The following is a 15,738-nucleotide window of genomic DNA, read 5'->3' on the forward strand; positions in this document are numbered from 1 at the left end:
ATGTCACCTTTGTTTGGCATCTAATCGGTACGCGGCATGGCAAGCCGTACAATTGAGCAACAATTCGCTCACTTTAGTGAGAATGATCTGTTCATCGCCCATGTCTTGCGCTTCTAAGGCGAGCGCATCGAAGGCCTGGTGGGTCTTCATCCCCAGGGATTTGAATTCAAGCGGCAATTTGCTCATCAAGGCGACCGGAACATCTTGCGCATTGGCCATGCCAACCGCATGCGCACTGTCCGATATTACGGCCATGTCCTTTGCGGCAAGCCCTGAGGTGATCGATTGCACACTTTCGAGAAATCCACGCATTTCGGCGAGAAGCATATCCCGCTCACCTGCGGATAGATTTATGGTCATTCGTCCATCATCGTGAGACGTTACATCGCCACGGATAACAAACACGTAGGCTAAGGCCACAACGGCTAAGCCCAACAGAGCCGTAGTTCCCCAACATAATTTGCACGTTCTTTTCATGTCATCTGCTTCCAAACCCTAGCTAAATCGTAAGATAGCGATTAATCACTAACATAATAAATTTGTTCGTCAACTACATTAAAGTTTAGCTCTTCGTTATAAGGTGGTGGGGCGCCCCCCTGCCAAAAACACAGTGCGCAAGGTAAGTGCCCTCTCTGCAGTGAAGGGCCGTCAGTCACAAGAATTTGCCTTGAACTTAGTTTTCAACGCTCAAAGTCACACCTTCGGAGTTGCGGTATTTACCCCCGCCAAGCGACACAAACGTTACGCAACTCTTTGTGAGATGCGAACCGCGAACCAAATCCATACAGAGGCCATCTTGGCCGTAACGCCATTTTCCTGACCCGGACAAGATCGGCGAGTTTATCGTCACTGCGCCATCCTGATGATAGATAACCCGGACCGCCATCCCCATGCGTCTTCCCACAAGCGTTTTGCCGATGATCTCTTGATCAATTTGTGCTTTCGAGAGCAGCTCCTCGGAACGGGCTGTCGCGGAAGAGACGGCAAGCCAAAAGAAACTACAAACCATAAGGGGGCGAAGTGGCGACATGAAGATCTCCAAATTTATCTTGTAACCATGCTCACAGTTGTCGGTGTTCCAAACCGCTATCCAACACGCGGCGCATATGGAACGTGCGCACAAATGAGCGCACAGGGCCTAGGAAGAAACAATTTTCCACTGACCATCTGGCTGCCGACATGCTTTGCCGTAGGCTTGCTCCGTCTTTCCACCGACGGTGATTTCTTGCTGAAACTCACGGCAAACCTGTCCGGTTGCATCTTGGTGTGCCGGCTTTGGCGTGATCGCCCCCGCATGTCCCGTGTCAGGGTTTTTCCATCGCACCGGTTGATTGGAAGCGCCGTTTTCAAGCGCATCCTGCTGACTATTCGCAGCCATCATTTGGTCCACTTGGTCTAAATTCTTGCCTATGGATTTACCCAGAAACGCACCACCGAGCACACCGGCGGCAACAGCCACCAATCGCCCATCGCCTTTGCCCACTTGCGCACCGGCCAAACCGCCCAACCCAGCACCGCCGAGCGTTCCGACCAATTCTTTTGATCCTGTGCTTTGGCAACCCGCTAGCATGATCAGACCAACAAAACCAACCGCCACCTTGCTTATTTTATGCATCGTATTTTTCTTTCATAACGCCATCGTCATGGATGGATCTCGTTGAAATAAAAAAGGGGGGAGCGACATAACCATCGGGGGAATAATTATGACTTCAGCCCCCCCCTCTCCCCCCCCGGCCTAATCTCAGAAGGCCTGTACTCAGGGGGAATCGAATGAACATCAACCGCTGGTCAGCGCTATTTCCACTGCGCGGTCTGCGGCATAAACAGCCTTAAAATTTCCTACGCTTGAGGACCGACCTGTACATACCCTCTTCATCTTTCCTCGCTTCGAGACCCTGTTTTGTAAGGGCGAAGTTCCCTCACCAGTCACGAAACACCATAACCACACATGCCACAACGGCATTTAGTTAGTTATTAATTGCTAACTTATTGCCGCCAATCTTATTTGTAAAGCCCCAATTATCACCCCAAGCGAACACCATATGCCGAGAGCCCGGGACTTGGTAATCAGCCTCTTCTATCACCGCCCTGAACAGCCGCGTCACGTAATATCCATTTGAGGCTTAGCGTCGAACATGATAAAGATGCATTTAATATACCTCTTTTAAGGAACCCCCATGTCTGAATCACGCCGCACAGAAATCAGAAATCAAATAGTTGCCGGCACCGGCATCGACGAAGCGATGATCGAGCACCTTGTGCATACTTTCTATGCCCGCATCCAGGGTGACGAGGTGCTCGGCCCCATCTTTGCTGCACACATCACCGACTGGGGGCCTCATTTGCGAACCATGTGCGACTTCTGGTCATCCGTCACATTGATGACTGGGCGCTTTCATGGCAACCCTATGGGCAAACATGCGAATCTGCCTGTCGATGCTCGCCACTTTGACCGTTGGTTGGAGCTGTTCGAAAATACTGCACGAACCGTTTGCCCTCCCACTGCCGCCAACCACTTCATAGAACGCGCTCGCCGCATCGCAGAAAGCCTGGAGCTCGGCATCGCCGTTGGACACGGGCATATTTTGGCCAAAGGCCAACGTTTCATCAAAGATGATCTCAGTGTTTGACCCACCACCGAAGAGGTGATCAATGAGCAACCACCACAATGATGATGCACCCACGTCTTATGCATCCCCACCGTGCTTCATGCACGAACTTGATTCCAGGTATTCAGGGCTTCTCCGCCCATCAGACAGCCCTCAACACATGGGGGGCGTGTGTTGGTGTAAAGCAGATCGCGACAAGCCGATTTTACAAGACATACGATTGGGGGGCGAAGCAGGTATTTTCCTCCTACATGTTGAATAGGAAGGCACTCGGACAACGTCCTTACTCTTGCGTTTGGCGTCTCCAAAAGCGCCGCGACACGCGCGAGACTGGGAACCAGAACAAAGGCCACGACTTTTTGCCAAAGACGTTGTTGGTGGCGAACGCAACAAGCAAAAGCACAGCCACACCAAGCGCCACCGGAGACGCCACATATTGGAACCCGAGATCATGAATCCGATCTGTGCCAATCACCGCGATCAATGCGGACGCTCCCCCCGGCGGATGTAGACTGCGCGTGAGTTGCATACCACCGATGGCCAGAGACACCGCCAGCGCCATCGACACGCCGTTCGATACACCAACCGCTTTATATGCCGCGACTCCGATTGCGGCAGACAGCACATGTCCGACTAACACGTTATAGGGTTGTGCAAGGGGGCTGTTCGGCGCACCGAACAACAGCACCGCCGAGGCGCCGAACGCACCAATAATCAATGGAGCATCGTGCCCGATTACAATCAAACTTTCCAATTCTGCCAGAACGAAAATGGCGAGACCAGAGCTGACCACCGACCAAGCTATGGCGCTCAACGGGGGACGCGCCATCGGTACATGATGAGCCGGTTGATGATCTGGTTTTCGTTCCTGATTTTGCATTCATCGTTCCCCTGAACATTCAAAACCAATATGTGGAGGCCGTTTGTTTTCAATACCGCTCGAAACGCTCCCCTAGAAGTTCGATGGTGTTCGAGCAGAAGAATTCGAAGCTCATAGGCCTATTGAGTTGCACCAACCCAATAACATGCATATAATATGCATGTTATTGGGTATAATGATGCGCTTGTAAAGCATCTTTGCATGCGTATCGTTACTCCCGGTGACAACCATCGCACAGGCTGTTGGGTCACTAAGAACGTTCAACGGATGAAAGCAATACCCCAATGCGTCTGACCGCACACACGGATTACGCTCTTCGCGTACTTATCTATTTAGGGCTGCAGCCTGATCGCATGGCGACTATTCGGGAAATTTCCGAGCGTTATGAGTTATCGCGCGACCACATTATGAAAATCGCACAAAAGCTGAGCAACGCAGGCTTCATCGAAACAGTCCGCGGCAAGAATGGAGGCATTCGGTTGGGGCGCGAACCGGCAACGATTGTGGTCGGCGACATTATCCGAACCATGGAAGGCCGCATGGATTTGGTTGAATGCCATGGTCATGGCAAAAAAAACTGCTTGATTGCACCGGTGTGCCTCCTACAGGACGTTATGCACGAAGCGTTGGAAGCTTTTCTGGTTGTCTTGGACCGCTACACCCTCGCGGACCTTCTCCATCCATCTAAGGAGCTGACCAAATTGGTACAGCTTGATGTGAAATACATCAAATCGGCATGAGGCAGAATATCCACGTAAATTCCCCCATGATAAATGAGATAACGAGGGCATTATGACTGCACAAACATTCTACATTGGGGCTCTAACCGGCGATGAAGGCTATCTGTTAGACCCAAGTGACTGGAGTGAAAGAATCGCGGAAACATTTGCTGCTGAAGAAGACATCGTGTTGACCGAAGAACACTGGCATGTGATCCGCTTCGTTCGGGAATGGTATGGCGAGCATGGCGTTGCCCCCAGCTCGCGCGACGCCGTTATGTTCATGAAAAACAGCGGCGCCCCCCGCAATCGTCTGTTCGAGTTGTTTCCCTATGGTTATGTGCAGCAGGTCTGCAAAATATCCGGCATGAAAAAACCGCGGTCTTGGAGTACCGGATGACACATATGGAGAAACCAGATGAGCGACAATGGAAGATTGAGACGCCCGCAATTGGTAGACTACCAACGTGCTCTTGAGAGTATGGGGACCATCATTGACGTTGCGGCGCAAGACGTGATGACTTTAGCCGAACGCGCGCAGCACTTTTCTCATCAGCGCCTCAACGAGATATTAGGCGTAACCCAGATCATGAGCCAGCCAGTTCGGTTTGTCCATCCGCAGACTCTGATGTCTGAGGCGGCTCACCTTATGGTCAAGGAGCGCATCAGCGGACTCCCAGTCGTGGACGATAACGATCAGCTCGTCGGCATCATCACCGAAGCCGATTTTCTTCGTGGGCTTGGGTTGCCTGCACATTACCCAACACACAATATATGGCAAACGCTTGAGGCTATGTTCAGCCATCTTGGACAACAATCTCAACTAGAGGCGCCAAACGACGCGGTCTCCGCTTACATGGTGCGGGACGTTGTCTCCACATCTCCCGATGACAATGTGCATGGTGTTCTGGAACTGATGAAGCGCCATCAGATCAAAAGAGTGCTCATCTGCGATCAAGACCGTCATTTGTTAGGGGTGATCACGCGTTCGGATCTGGTTCGAGTATTTTTTGACCGTTACAAGCAAAGCGGCGAAAAATGAACGGCAAAGTTCTCTGTAGATGAGCGCACATAGTTCCAAGAGGGAAAAGTTGAAGTCTAGTGCTGTCTTCTTTTTCAAATACGACTAGGCTTTATATTCCGAACGTCAAAGTTGTAGTGCGTGCACTACAACGACCGAATTTCATCACTTCCGGAGAAGCTTTCCCACGGCTGAGCCATTTCTAGCTTAACCATTGATATTATTGGTTCCGAGGGCAAGATTTGTTCCCCAAAATACGTCTTTTGGGGAAAGTCTATATCCCAGGTGTCGTATGTTGTGTATAGCGTGCTTACACAGGTTCCGCAGACATTACGCCCAATTTCGGCACAATTGAGTCGCGTTTGATCTTCACCTTGCAAACTGGTTTGTGGATTTCGTCGGTATCGTTTTTCATACGAAGGGTAAAAAGTTTATTTGTCACGTTGTCCGCCATTTTTTGAGCTCCATTCACAGAGGCTTACATCAATATCTGGCATATATTTGCAGGAGAAATGATGGATTTTTGTCTATCATTGCGTGTTGAAATGATATGAAATGAATCTGTGGCGAATAATTTTTCAATTTTGGTAGCGGTCAGCTTCCCTTTTTAGCAGAATTTTAGACTCACAGAATGAATTGCATTTTTTGTAGAAACTCTTCCCTTAACAGCAAATCCGAAGAACACATAATCCCCCAGTCGCTAGGGAACAGTCTTCACACCCTGCCCAAAGGCATTGTTTGCGACACTTGCAATAATTATTTCTCGCGGAAGGTGGAAAAGCCAGTTCTCGATCATGTTTTTTTTCGCACTTTGCGGAGTGAACAGCAGATCATGTCAAAGAAGAACCGGCCTTCTCAGATTCCCATTTATCTTCCTGAAATTGATTTGGGGACAGAAGCAGCGTTTCACATTCCTGAAGATGAAAGTGCAATATCTGTTCACTTTAGTGATGAGAGACATTTCAGGTTGATCACAGAAGCGGTCTCCCGAGAGAGAGCAATGAGGATGTTATTTCCGATCAATACAGGGTTGCCTCCTTACGGATTGATGGACCGCCTATTGGCAAAGATGGCATTGGAGGCCCTGGCCTACCGTATCCTCAGTTTTGAGCATGATGCGAGCATCGCAGGCGGCATAAAGGAAGTCGTTCTTGATACACAACTTGATGAATTAAGAAATTTTGCAAGGACAGGGATGAAACCCAAATCCTGGCCTTATCATCAAAGGCGTATTTATGATGCTTGTCATGCGTATGTTGAGGATAATGGGGAACTCGTCCAACGGCTTCATGAATTTGATATTCTAGTTACAGATCACAGTGAGTATTTTTTTGTGATTGCAATTCTTGGGATTGAATTCGCAATAAATTTCGGCGGCCCAGAAATAAGTGGCTATGAAAAATGGCTATCTGAAAACCATTATAAATCACCGCTTTATGCGGAAAAGACGATGCCAAAACTCCTCTTGGAAAGAGGCTAAAAATGGATACCGCAGTCTATAATTTATTCAGCCGGACTCGCAAGCGCAGTCTCGAAGAACGCTAGTTCTGGCCCGCTTTGGGAGAGTCTCTTAAAAAATTGGGGAGGCTGAAAATGAGATATTTTTTCACGGATGGAAGCAAGACTAAGGATTGGTGCTAATGGCTTAACTTCTTCGAACACGATTGCATATCCTGCTCGTGTGTCCGCGAAGTAAGCATCAAATTCTTTTTTGGAGATCGCACTTTTGGCCCCATATGTTTTCCAAATTTCTTTAGGCGCATCGGCAACAACCTCTTCGACAATTGCAAGTGCCTGAATTTCTCCGCGAGGAAGTTTGCTATAGACCCAAACCCGTGTTCCTGTGGGAATGTTCAAGGGCTTACGCCTAAGCTCAACAGTTTTTCTTCCCGCGAGCATGTTTGACGCATGGCGTTCTTCTACTGAAATGAGGATGTCGTGGGAATTATTCATTTTGCAGCCCTTCATTGATCACCATTATTAAATGGTCAGGCTTAATTCGTTTTGCAGTAATAAAATTGGCCCCATCAGCACAGCCAATTTCACGAAGCCTTTTCAATGTGATAGAGTTTTTCAGAGGCATGATGTTATCAAAGGCCGTGACCAATTTTGTCTCGCTGTTTCCAATGCGTTTCAGGCCTTCTTCATCAAGAACGCCCTTGCGTTTCATATCAGAATTTACTTGATCGTACGTTAATATGTGAGATTCCGTAGCACGCCCAACAGCGACGATGCCCTTACGCCCTCCTGCCTCAGCAGATTCATAAAAAAGGATTGGGGTGCCCGGTGCCAGTATCGATACGGCGCGGGGTGTGTTGTAGTAAACGCGTTCCTTTAAAAGAACTGCCTCGGGAGGGGTTAAAAGGGACAATTGATCTGCCGTGCCAAGCAACTCGTCTGCAAAGACGCGTTTAATTGAAACTGCCGCAGCAGGTCTTCCTGGTAGAATTATTAACGTTGGTGATAAGAGGGTTTCCAACTCGCGAAGAGGAATTGGAACTGTTTCGCCGGAATTGTTTTTTATTTCTATAGGGGTCTCTGCGTCGTCAAATTGAGGGATATTCTGCGGAAGTTCGACGTCAGCAAGAGCCCTTAAGGCCCTTCTCATATGATCCCAATTCTTTTCGCTGACGACAGTGCCAAGGGCTACTTTGTGCAGAGTTGTGCCATGTTCTTCTTTGCCTGGTTCGGGCCTAAAGCCATGAGCCAAAGCGGCCTTACGGGTAATCGGGTTGCCTGGCAATATGTTGAGGCGGACCCTTGCTGGTGTATTGGAACTGACCGTCTTGCATATCCGATTAAGAGTATGTTCGATCGCAGTTGCTGCTGCCGGTACATTCTCATCCGCGCATAGAAAGACCTTAGCTGTTGGCCTCGGGTTTTGAACCATTGTCCAAGAAGAGAAAGAGACAATGCCTGCTTCACTTCGAAGTATGACCTGCCTTTGAGGTGAGATTGCATCACCCTGAGAAATGGCATCATCAATAGATTTTTTAGGGACATGGAGTTGCTTGAGAAAGGCTGTTGTCTCTTGAAGCAATCCTGCAGTTAAAGAATTGGAAGTCAATTCCGTATCTTCAGCTTGTGCAATTTGCTCGACTGGAATGTCGTCACCGTTTGATGATTCCGTATCAGAGAAATCTGAAACACCCAGGATATCTAAACCGTATTCTGATCGTAGATGGTCGTGAGCTCGAAGGATTGCGTTTTCGCTGGTAATAAAGCCCGCTGCATTGTGATGAATGGCTGTTGCCAAATGTCGGACGTCAGACTTGTCTTGCAGCTTTAAGATATTTTGGGTGTGCCTCTCAGGAAAAATTAGAGCAGCTAACTTCTTTTCTATCGCTCCAATTTCTTTTGGCCTGGGCATGGGCAGCACGTTCATTTGGAGGGCGAGTTCAAGATAGGGATCATTGGAAGAGTCTTGTGATGTACGCTTCAGTTCTTCAATGAACTCTTGAGCAATAACAAGGCGTACGTCGTTACGGAAACTTGCTTTGAAAACCATGCCAGCATTACGGCTGCGCATTCTCTTTTTGCCAACATCGAACAGGACATTCAAATCAATGGCGTACATGGGAGTAGTTGAACTATAGCCGCCAGATATTCCAAGGCTTGAAAATGTTCCATGGCTTTGGGGAGACATGAAATCGAATAAGCTAGGTGTACCTAGATCACGTACCCTGTAGTAGAGAAGCCTGTTTCGCGTCTTGCCACCTGGTCGCGTTCCAACGATTTGAAACCCCATTCGTTCATAGAACTGATTTGCTATATCTAAGTCATTTGCGACTTTGGCACTAAGGCTTAAATAACCCCTCTCCTGAGCGTAATCGACAAGCTGTTCCATAAGAAGTTGGGCAATGCCAAGTTTCCGAAATGCGGGAACGCTGTATATTTGCATAACCTTGCAGTGAGGGAATACCCCGCCATACATTAGATGCCCAAGAAATTCGCCGGAGTCATTGATGGCAACCAGCAATTTTCCTTGCTCGGCAGCTTGGCTAAAAGCATTCGGCGGCAGAAAACCGAGCGCATACTTCTCCGAGTCTGCTCCTGCACGTGCCAAGTCAACATATGGCTCGACGTCGGTGTAAGAGGTCAGGACTGTAATTATCGGCTTCAATGTATATTCTCGCGCTTGCGTATGACGAATTAACGAAGAATAGCATTACAATCATAGCGTGCCAATCGGCAGAGACTCCAATACTCCTCTGCCAACATCACCGTGAGTACGCGCGTGGTTTACTCTGGCTCTCTGGATATTTTGGCTAGGTGCTGTAAATCACTAATTACATCATGTGGAATTGTATCAAAAAGTTCGGTCATCAGGTTGTCTACGCCCCCCATAATTCTTGCTGAAGCAGTCCTGAAACCCTTAAGAGTCGAAAAAGTTGATGGAGTAAGGCAGGCAACAGAATCGAACCTTTTAAGACGCTCGAATGTTTCGGGGTGTGTTTTTTGAGGTTGAGTGCGCTTGCCTATAACTAATGCTTTAATTTTTTTCAGAGTGTCGCTTGCCATCAAAACAATAACCCCTCCTGCCCCTGATGCTAAATACGGGTTCTGGAATATCACTGGAAAGCGCTCAACTTCGTAGCAGATTTTTAGCGCAAACTGATCAGCCTCAAACTCTTCTAGTTTGGAGTCACTCTCAATGTGACCTCCGTGCCTATGGTGATGATGTCCAAATTCATGTGCCACAGAAAATATTTCCATTGCCCGGGCGACTTGTTCGAAAAGTATAACTTCCCTTTTTGACGCGGGGCGGAATGATGTGAGTGCATGAGTTCCTGTTGCAGCAAAGGACAAGTAAATAGTCATCCAGTATGAAAGAATTCTGGGATTTGCACGTAGGAGGTCCCGTAGTAATTGATCGTTATAATCTGGCGCCTCCCATAACCATGGCTGCAATTGCAACGTGCGAGTAAATGCTCGGGCAATTAGGCCACAGAATCGAAAGAAAAAAGAGCCTACTGTTATGATGTTTTGATCGGTCATTATGACGTTAATCATCGAAGCATGATGATCCGTCCGTGGCTCCACACCTCTAGCGGCACGAGAGGCTGAGTCAACATGCAAACGCCGCATCGCCTCTTCAACACTTGTGCATATTCTGTCCAAATGGCTTTCAACAAATGGATTTACACCCGGACTAGTAACGGGCGCATTGGCGAGTTCTTCGTTATGAAAATTTATACGGGCTTCAATCTCAGAAGAGTTCCACCCAGCATTTGTCAGAGCTTCTCGAAAATGTTGATCTTCTATGCCGTTATCGGTGTCATCATCTATGATTGTTGCAAATTCTGAGTTTGCCAACCTCTCAAACACCTGCTCCCACAGCTGGATAGCAGCCTCATTATGCGCCTTGTTAGACATATAATTTCCTATCCTCCCCCCCCTTTGTTTTTAGTGCTAGCTCGTCGCCTTTTCACGAATTAAGTAGTGGTAATAGAAGAGAGATTTAATGAGCTGATGTAGTCTGTTCATTTCCCTGTAGGCGATCAAAATCCGTCTCATAAAATCCAGGAAATACATTTCCTCGGATTTGGCTTGCTTAATACCCTCTAGTCGAGGGTAGTAAGTGATTTTCTGGGTGATCTCGTCATAGTCCGTTTTGACATGTGCAATCGCGTTCCGAAGCTGGTTGTCTGCGGCATCATCGCCAAATGCATACCAGCTATCATCAATAAAATCTTGTTTCCTTCCAAAAGGGATGTCGGCAAAGTCGTGCAGGGATTTTGGCGTGAAATCTTTGCCGCTTTTGGTTTTGCCAATTTCAGGTTTGAAGAGATTGTGATCCCCTCTCTTGAGTAAGTTATTTAGGCCTGCAACCAACACAAACTGACGAGAAATGATTTCTGCAATGTCTTTATATAAGTCCTTGTAAGTCTCAAATTCGTCTGCCGAAACGCGCATTGGGATGGCATGATCCTGGTATTCTTGGTCAAAATCGAGAAAGAGTACTGGGCGTAATGGTATCTCTGCTTTAAGTATCTTGGGATATATGCCTATGCATGCAATTTGCAGGTTTTTAAGAAATCCCGAGTTCAGCATTTCATCCAGGAATGCATGGAATGCCTGCTTGTGATTTTGGGCCAAGTCTATTTGGACTTGCATATATAATTGGATGTCTTCCTCAGCTTGATTGGGCATCGCAAAAGGGGCCATGATTTTGGCAATTGCCAGATACAAGGCCGCATTCCGGTCCTGCATTTTGTCGGATGCTACTTTGCCCCCAAAACGTTTCTCGATAGCGCTTTTGAAGGGTGTCCACTTTTCACGTATGTAGAATTTGAGCAGCGTTCCAAAGACATGAAACTCGGTATATGTGGCGTCTAACTGACTTAGACGCCTACCATGTATTGCGATGTTATCGATCCCAATACGCTCTGCGGCTCTCATGAATGGCGTTTCACCCATTACGTACTTTCCAAAATGCACAGGAAAGTCCAAGTGCAGGTCGACGAAGTTTGTTTTGTCGCCAAATGGTTGCTCGCCTTCAACTTGGGTCGCACCTGAGATGCCCGGATGTTTTCCCCCAATCACGATATCAATTGGGGAGCCGCAATCCGGGCAGCAAAAACGCAACGGCTGTTCTGCTCGGTTTGACATGCCGATCCGGCAATTCGTGATTTCGCCACAAGCGTCACATTGGAGAGAAATATTTATATTCATGCGATGTCACAAATGAGTGTTGGAGAACACGCTCAATATACATGAAACGGGATGAACCCTCATTTTTTCATCCCGTCATGGGTGTGTCTAGGCTATGATAGGTGTCTTAATTATCAGCATATGGACAGCCATCATCTGACCATGACTGATGCGGGCCCAATTGCTTACTTGAACCTGGGCGATGCCTCGACGCTGGAGACACAGCGCGAGGGCGCGGGGTTGTCCAGTCCACACCTGTGCCACGGCCGGAACCGGCGAAGCCGACCATTCATCCCGAAGCTTAACTGGTTTCAGTGAAGAACACGATGGCGCTGTTGGGCATTGGACGTACTAAGCTCTACGACCTCATCAACACTAAAGAACTGAACTGTGTTAGAATCGGGACGCGCACATTGAACAAGCATGCGTCGATCCGTCGCCTGACGGAAGCCGTCTGACCCTCCGTGTTCGCGCCTGTTCAGGCATATTGGTCCCGAATTGGACCTAATCCGAGTATAGGTCAAAGTATGGTTGAAAAAGTTCGATTTTCACGTGCCCCTATCAAAATAGTCTTTAATCAATAAGTTAAGATACCACTCTCTCCGCCATCGCGGACTCCCTGTCCTCGTTCTTTGCTCCAGCTTGCAGAAGCTTGAACTTCGTCGCTTAGCCTCTGCTTACCCGGCAAACAAAAACGGCTTAGCCGATGAAGGCTAAGCCGTTGATATTATTGGTTGCGTGGGTTGGATTTGAACCAACGACCTTCAGGTTATGAGCCTGACAATCACAATCAGCCCAACCCTATATTTGGGAACGATTTGCGGATCGTGTCACTGATGTAGTCTGTCGACAGGTGCGCATAATGTTTCTCGGCCATGCGGGTGTCGGAATGGCCGAGTTGGCGAGCGATGACGGCTAGTGGCGCATCGTTCATGGCGAGGTGACTCGCGTGGGTATGACGCAGAATGTGGAACGATATAACGGGTTCAATCGCGGCCGCCTTACAAGCTTCAACCAAACGACGATGCTGATGTGACCGGCCCCAGGCCTGTCCATTTTTCCGCGTAAAGATCAGATCACTTTCCGCTTTATCCTTCACCAGGCCTGCAAAGAAGGCCGATGATTCTTCGGTCAATACAACATGACGACCCTTGCCGTTCTTGCTGGTGCCGACCCACAATCGGCCTGCCTCGGTATTCAGATCACCTGCCGTCATGTGGGTGAGTTCGCCATAGCGGCACCCCGTGAGAATTGCGCCCCGCACCAAGGGGGCAAATTCAGGGGCGCAGGCCTTGATTAAGTTTCGACATTCTTCCGCGGTCAGGTAGCGTACCCTGGGCACGTTGACTTCGCGGAACGGCTTCACGCGCCGCCATGCATCATCGCGTGCGATCTTGCCTTCGTCATAGGCGCGATTGAGCGCCGCTTTGAGCATGTTGAGGATCTTGTTGGCCGACGCCTTACGCCGACGCCGTTCGTCATCCGTTTGGGGCGATTCACGATACCGCTGCTCCTCCCCAGCGCGCGTTCGCAGACGGACCGGCGTCGAAGCCAGACTCTCATGAAAGGTTCGAATACGCGCGGGCGTCAGCTTGTTGGTGTCCAGCTGACCAAGCTCGGGAATAATATGCCCGTCGATAACGTAGTTGAGTTGCGACAACCCTCGACGGTGGATGGTAAACCAAGCGCGGTAGTCTTCCATGGCGTCCCGAACCCGGTAACCGCCCCGCCGCGTTCCGGCACCCGCTTGCAGGCCAACTTGATCAGCAAACCATTTGCGCGCCTTGTGTTGGGCCTGACTAAAGGTGAGCACGGAGACACCGTCTGCATCGAGAACATCATCGGCCATGCCGACCACGGTTTTCAGGTAACCACCACCCTCGCTGCGGAACCGCGCCAGCCACGAGCCTTTACGTTTACCCTTGCGGTAGCCCAGATGCATGCCTTCGTCGATGGTCCGCCAATAGGGCTCATGACGCACGGCGAGCTTTAGCCGAGCGGTGGGGCTCTCAATTCTGGCGTCTCGAACGGTGCGGGCCATGACACATCCATTTTAGGTAACTTTTAGGTAATAAGCATGGATATACTGCCATGAACCGCATAATACGGCAATGAACTAAATTCAATTAAATCAATATACTATATCGTAATATGCTGTCCTATATTGTCCTCAACGCCATTCTCTCACGGCGGCAACAGGGGTTCGAATCCCCTAGGGGATGCCAAGAACTAAATGCATTAGCTCGCCTTTTGGCGGGCTTTTTTTGTTTTGCGGGTCTGTAGGACGTTCAAGATCTCATCCACATCATCAACCTGCACGTTGTGGAAGAACGCACCGCCGTGGATTTTGACATTGGGGCCTTGCCCGCAGTATCCCATGCATGTGCTTTCGATGACGTCTATCTGCTCAGCGTGCTGTTGGGCTCGCGCTTTCAAAACACTCAGAACCTCACGCGCACCGGGGCTGATGCAGCCGGCCCCTCCGGCTCTTTGATTACCGCACATGTAGATTTTAAAGGTCTTGCTCTTCACGTCCGCCGTCTCTTCATTCGGGCTCGCCGTCGAGAGCCGCTTGTTGTTCTTTGACCAACCGATCCAGCACACACGAGCACAAGCATTGATCACTTTTAAGATTTTCGGGGATCTTCACGACCGGATAGGCTTTGCACCAGCAATCGCCGTCAGGGTTGCAGGTGAAGGTCTTTCCGCATTCTGGACATGTGCGTTGCTCGGCCATTGTTACCCCTACGCTGTCATTTGGCGTCTTTTTTGCCTTTGGATTTTTTGCTCTTTTGCTTGTCCTTGGTCTTTTTCTTTTTCGACTTTTTCTTTTTATCTTTTTTGCTCTTTTTGTCAGTGGGGAGCGTTTCTGCGACCTCAGGCTGGGAAGTTGTCGGCTCGTCCAGCACCTGCACCTCGCTCGGCGTTACCTCCACGGCAGTCGGTTCCGGTGGCAGTGCGACGGTCTCAGGTTCGGCGGGTTGTGGGGCGGGCGTGATCGTCGCAGCACTTGGCATCGTCCAATTTTTACGCAGTGTGCGTGCGGCGCGCTCGGCCGCCGTTTTCGGGCCAAGCAGGCTCATTTTGCGCGGGACCAGTTCTTCCGTCCCTGAGTTTGGTTTTTCGTTCATTGCGCCATTCTATCTTGTTGTGACGGTCGCTTCATATGATTTGATGTTAGGCCGCATAGAGGCCGGCGTTCAAGCGGCGCTTTGCAGCGATCGCCACCACCTTACACCTCAATATGAGGTAAAATAACAGATGCTCTCGGATATAAGGAGGATGACGCCATGCCCCGTCTGGCGCTGCTTGTGTCGGCAAGCCTATTGCTGTCCTCTTGCGTCACCGCGGGGCCCGCCCGCCCGCCCGTCGCCACCCCGCGCGACGCGGGGCCTGCAACGGCGGCGCTGTTGCCGTGGTACACCAACGACCCCAACCTATCGCGGATCGCCTATACGCAATTGAGCGAATGCCTGACCCGAACCGGGGTGTTCACGTTCGCCCCGCGCGAAACGGTGGAGGCCGCCGTCTACACGGCCGGTGTCGATCTGCACAAGACCTTCGGCCCATCCGACGCCGATTTCAAAGCCGTCGGCCAAACGCTCAAAGTCGAATATGTGCTGGGTGGGGCGTTCACGGTTCTCAAGGATTTGACGTTTGCCGGTTGGCGCAAGGACATCACTGCCGATATGCGCCTACACCACGGGAACAGCGGCGCGGAAGCGGGCTACTGGCGATCAAACACCGGATTTACCTGGACCGACACGACAACGGCTTTGAGCGCCGAAAAAATGAGCGAAAGCGCCATGAACCATATGTGCGCGGAGATCTCCCAACCCGGTGCGTTTTAGTACC

Annotated in this window: 18 protein-coding genes and 1 pseudogene; 8 read left to right on the forward strand and 11 right to left on the reverse strand. The window is 49.7% G+C overall.

What is annotated here, in order from left to right; translation table 11 throughout:
* Positions 1-3: 3 nt before the first annotated feature.
* The 3 genes from VIN96_RS16135 to VIN96_RS16145 all read right to left on the reverse strand — a co-directional run bounded on the left by VIN96_RS16135 (position 4) and on the right by VIN96_RS16145 (position 1,615).
* Entirely contained in the window at positions 4-327 is a 324-nt protein-coding gene (locus VIN96_RS16135; RefSeq protein WP_331897627.1) for a hypothetical protein, read from the reverse strand.
* A 346-nt stretch (positions 328-673) separates the two neighbouring features.
* A complete protein-coding gene (locus VIN96_RS16140; protein ID WP_331897629.1) occupies positions 674-1,030 on the reverse strand; it encodes a hypothetical protein in 357 nt (118 codons plus the stop codon).
* Between the two features lie 108 nt (positions 1,031-1,138).
* On the reverse strand, positions 1,139-1,615 hold the full coding sequence (locus tag VIN96_RS16145; RefSeq protein WP_331897630.1) for an RT0821/Lpp0805 family surface protein: 477 nt from the start codon (positions 1,613-1,615) through the stop codon (positions 1,139-1,141).
* A 562-nt stretch (positions 1,616-2,177) separates the two neighbouring features.
* Between VIN96_RS16145 and VIN96_RS16150 the strand changes: the two genes are divergently transcribed.
* Entirely contained in the window at positions 2,178-2,630 is a 453-nt protein-coding gene (locus VIN96_RS16150; RefSeq protein WP_331897632.1) for a group III truncated hemoglobin, read from the forward strand.
* A gap of 262 nt (positions 2,631-2,892) precedes the next feature.
* Here the strand turns inward: VIN96_RS16150 and VIN96_RS16155 are convergent, their stop codons facing one another.
* Positions 2,893-3,489, reverse strand: coding sequence for an HPP family protein (locus VIN96_RS16155; protein WP_331897634.1), 597 nt, complete (start codon positions 3,487-3,489; stop codon positions 2,893-2,895).
* Between the two features lie 284 nt (positions 3,490-3,773).
* Between VIN96_RS16155 and VIN96_RS16160 the strand changes: the two genes are divergently transcribed.
* The 5 genes and pseudogenes from VIN96_RS16160 to VIN96_RS16175 all read left to right on the forward strand — a co-directional run bounded on the left by VIN96_RS16160 (position 3,774) and on the right by VIN96_RS16175 (position 6,709).
* A complete protein-coding gene (locus VIN96_RS16160) occupies positions 3,774-4,229 on the forward strand; it encodes an Rrf2 family transcriptional regulator (protein WP_331897636.1) in 456 nt (151 codons plus the stop codon).
* Between the two features lie 52 nt (positions 4,230-4,281).
* The gene (locus tag VIN96_RS16165; protein WP_331897638.1) at positions 4,282-4,608 is read left to right on the forward strand and encodes a TusE/DsrC/DsvC family sulfur relay protein; all 327 of its coding nucleotides are present in this window, start codon (positions 4,282-4,284) and stop codon (positions 4,606-4,608) included.
* Between the two features lie 18 nt (positions 4,609-4,626).
* Positions 4,627-5,250, forward strand: a complete 624-nt coding sequence (locus VIN96_RS16170; RefSeq protein ID WP_331897640.1) for a CBS domain-containing protein — start codon at positions 4,627-4,629, stop codon at positions 5,248-5,250.
* 610 nt (positions 5,251-5,860) lie between these two features.
* Positions 5,861-6,016: pseudogene (locus VIN96_RS16720) on the forward strand (HNH endonuclease); the annotation flags it as partial.
* A 45-nt stretch (positions 6,017-6,061) separates the two neighbouring features.
* Positions 6,062-6,709, forward strand: coding sequence for a hypothetical protein (locus tag VIN96_RS16175; protein ID WP_331897641.1), 648 nt, complete (start codon positions 6,062-6,064; stop codon positions 6,707-6,709).
* Between the two features lie 23 nt (positions 6,710-6,732).
* Here the strand turns inward: VIN96_RS16175 and VIN96_RS16180 are convergent, their stop codons facing one another.
* The 4 genes from VIN96_RS16180 to VIN96_RS16195 form a co-directional block, all read right to left on the reverse strand.
* Positions 6,733-7,182 carry an ASCH domain-containing protein gene (locus VIN96_RS16180; protein WP_331897642.1) on the reverse strand — a complete coding sequence of 150 codons (450 nt, stop codon included), beginning with the start codon at positions 7,180-7,182 and terminating at the stop codon, positions 6,733-6,735.
* A complete protein-coding gene (locus VIN96_RS16185; protein WP_331897644.1) occupies positions 7,175-9,295 on the reverse strand; it encodes a GNAT family N-acetyltransferase in 2,121 nt (706 codons plus the stop codon). Before VIN96_RS16185 ends, VIN96_RS16180 begins: the two co-directional genes overlap by 8 nt.
* Before the next feature lie 176 nt (positions 9,296-9,471).
* Positions 9,472-10,605: a hypothetical protein gene (locus tag VIN96_RS16190; protein WP_331897646.1), complete on the reverse strand. Its 1,134-nt coding sequence runs from the start codon at positions 10,603-10,605 to the stop codon at positions 9,472-9,474.
* A 36-nt stretch (positions 10,606-10,641) separates the two neighbouring features.
* The gene (locus tag VIN96_RS16195; protein WP_331897648.1) at positions 10,642-11,841 is read right to left on the reverse strand and encodes a hypothetical protein; all 1,200 of its coding nucleotides are present in this window, start codon (positions 11,839-11,841) and stop codon (positions 10,642-10,644) included.
* Between the two features lie 356 nt (positions 11,842-12,197).
* On the opposite strand from VIN96_RS16195, the gene VIN96_RS16725 reads away from it, so the two are divergent.
* Entirely contained in the window at positions 12,198-12,341 is a 144-nt protein-coding gene (locus VIN96_RS16725) for a hypothetical protein (RefSeq protein ID WP_414675633.1), read from the forward strand.
* A gap of 332 nt (positions 12,342-12,673) precedes the next feature.
* Here VIN96_RS16725 and VIN96_RS16200 read toward each other — a convergent pair whose 3' ends face one another.
* From VIN96_RS16200 to VIN96_RS16210, 3 genes are all read right to left on the reverse strand, one after another.
* Entirely contained in the window at positions 12,674-13,924 is a 1,251-nt protein-coding gene (locus VIN96_RS16200) for a site-specific integrase (RefSeq protein ID WP_331897650.1), read from the reverse strand.
* Positions 13,925-14,121: 197 nt separating this feature from the next.
* A complete protein-coding gene (locus tag VIN96_RS16205; RefSeq protein ID WP_331897651.1) occupies positions 14,122-14,508 on the reverse strand; it encodes a (2Fe-2S) ferredoxin domain-containing protein in 387 nt (128 codons plus the stop codon).
* A 128-nt stretch (positions 14,509-14,636) separates the two neighbouring features.
* Entirely contained in the window at positions 14,637-15,014 is a 378-nt protein-coding gene (locus tag VIN96_RS16210) for a hypothetical protein (protein WP_331897652.1), read from the reverse strand.
* Between the two features lie 159 nt (positions 15,015-15,173).
* Here VIN96_RS16210 and VIN96_RS16215 point away from each other — a divergent pair, with 159 nt between their 5' ends.
* On the forward strand, positions 15,174-15,734 hold the full coding sequence (locus VIN96_RS16215; RefSeq protein ID WP_331897654.1) for a hypothetical protein: 561 nt from the start codon (positions 15,174-15,176) through the stop codon (positions 15,732-15,734).
* Positions 15,735-15,738 lie beyond the last annotated feature (4 nt).

Source organism: Magnetovibrio sp., from assembly GCF_036568125.1.
In the GTDB taxonomy this organism is placed as follows: Bacteria; Pseudomonadota; Alphaproteobacteria; order Rhodospirillales; family Magnetovibrionaceae; genus Magnetovibrio.

What these genes read in the sequence shown, in the direction of transcription:
- VIN96_RS16135 (WP_331897627.1), bottom strand. Translation starts at nt 327, where the DNA reads ATGCTTCTCGCCGAAATGCGTGGATTTCTCGAAAGTGTGCAATCGATC.
- VIN96_RS16140 (WP_331897629.1), bottom strand. Translation starts at nt 1,030, where the DNA reads ATGTCGCCACTTCGCCCCCTTATGGTTTGTAGTTTCTTTTGGCTTGCC.
- VIN96_RS16145 (WP_331897630.1), bottom strand. Translation starts at nt 1,615, where the DNA reads ATGCATAAAATAAGCAAGGTGGCGGTTGGTTTTGTTGGTCTGATCATG.
- VIN96_RS16150 (WP_331897632.1), top strand. Translation starts at nt 2,178, where the DNA reads ATGTCTGAATCACGCCGCACAGAAATCAGAAATCAAATAGTTGCCGGC.
- VIN96_RS16155 (WP_331897634.1), bottom strand. Translation starts at nt 3,489, where the DNA reads ATGCAAAATCAGGAACGAAAACCAGATCATCAACCGGCTCATCATGTA.
- VIN96_RS16160 (WP_331897636.1), top strand. Translation starts at nt 3,774, where the DNA reads ATGCGTCTGACCGCACACACGGATTACGCTCTTCGCGTACTTATCTAT.
- VIN96_RS16165 (WP_331897638.1), top strand. Translation starts at nt 4,282, where the DNA reads ATGACTGCACAAACATTCTACATTGGGGCTCTAACCGGCGATGAAGGC.
- VIN96_RS16170 (WP_331897640.1), top strand. Translation starts at nt 4,627, where the DNA reads ATGAGCGACAATGGAAGATTGAGACGCCCGCAATTGGTAGACTACCAA.
- VIN96_RS16175 (WP_331897641.1), top strand. Translation starts at nt 6,062, where the DNA reads ATGTCAAAGAAGAACCGGCCTTCTCAGATTCCCATTTATCTTCCTGAA.
- VIN96_RS16180 (WP_331897642.1), bottom strand. Translation starts at nt 7,182, where the DNA reads ATGAATAATTCCCACGACATCCTCATTTCAGTAGAAGAACGCCATGCG.
- VIN96_RS16190 (WP_331897646.1), bottom strand. Translation starts at nt 10,605, where the DNA reads ATGTCTAACAAGGCGCATAATGAGGCTGCTATCCAGCTGTGGGAGCAG.
- VIN96_RS16195 (WP_331897648.1), bottom strand. Translation starts at nt 11,841, where the DNA reads ATGTCAAACCGAGCAGAACAGCCGTTGCGTTTTTGCTGCCCGGATTGC.
- VIN96_RS16200 (WP_331897650.1), bottom strand. Translation starts at nt 13,924, where the DNA reads ATGGCCCGCACCGTTCGAGACGCCAGAATTGAGAGCCCCACCGCTCGG.
- VIN96_RS16210 (WP_331897652.1), bottom strand. Translation starts at nt 15,014, where the DNA reads ATGAACGAAAAACCAAACTCAGGGACGGAAGAACTGGTCCCGCGCAAA.
- VIN96_RS16215 (WP_331897654.1), top strand. Translation starts at nt 15,174, where the DNA reads ATGCCCCGTCTGGCGCTGCTTGTGTCGGCAAGCCTATTGCTGTCCTCT.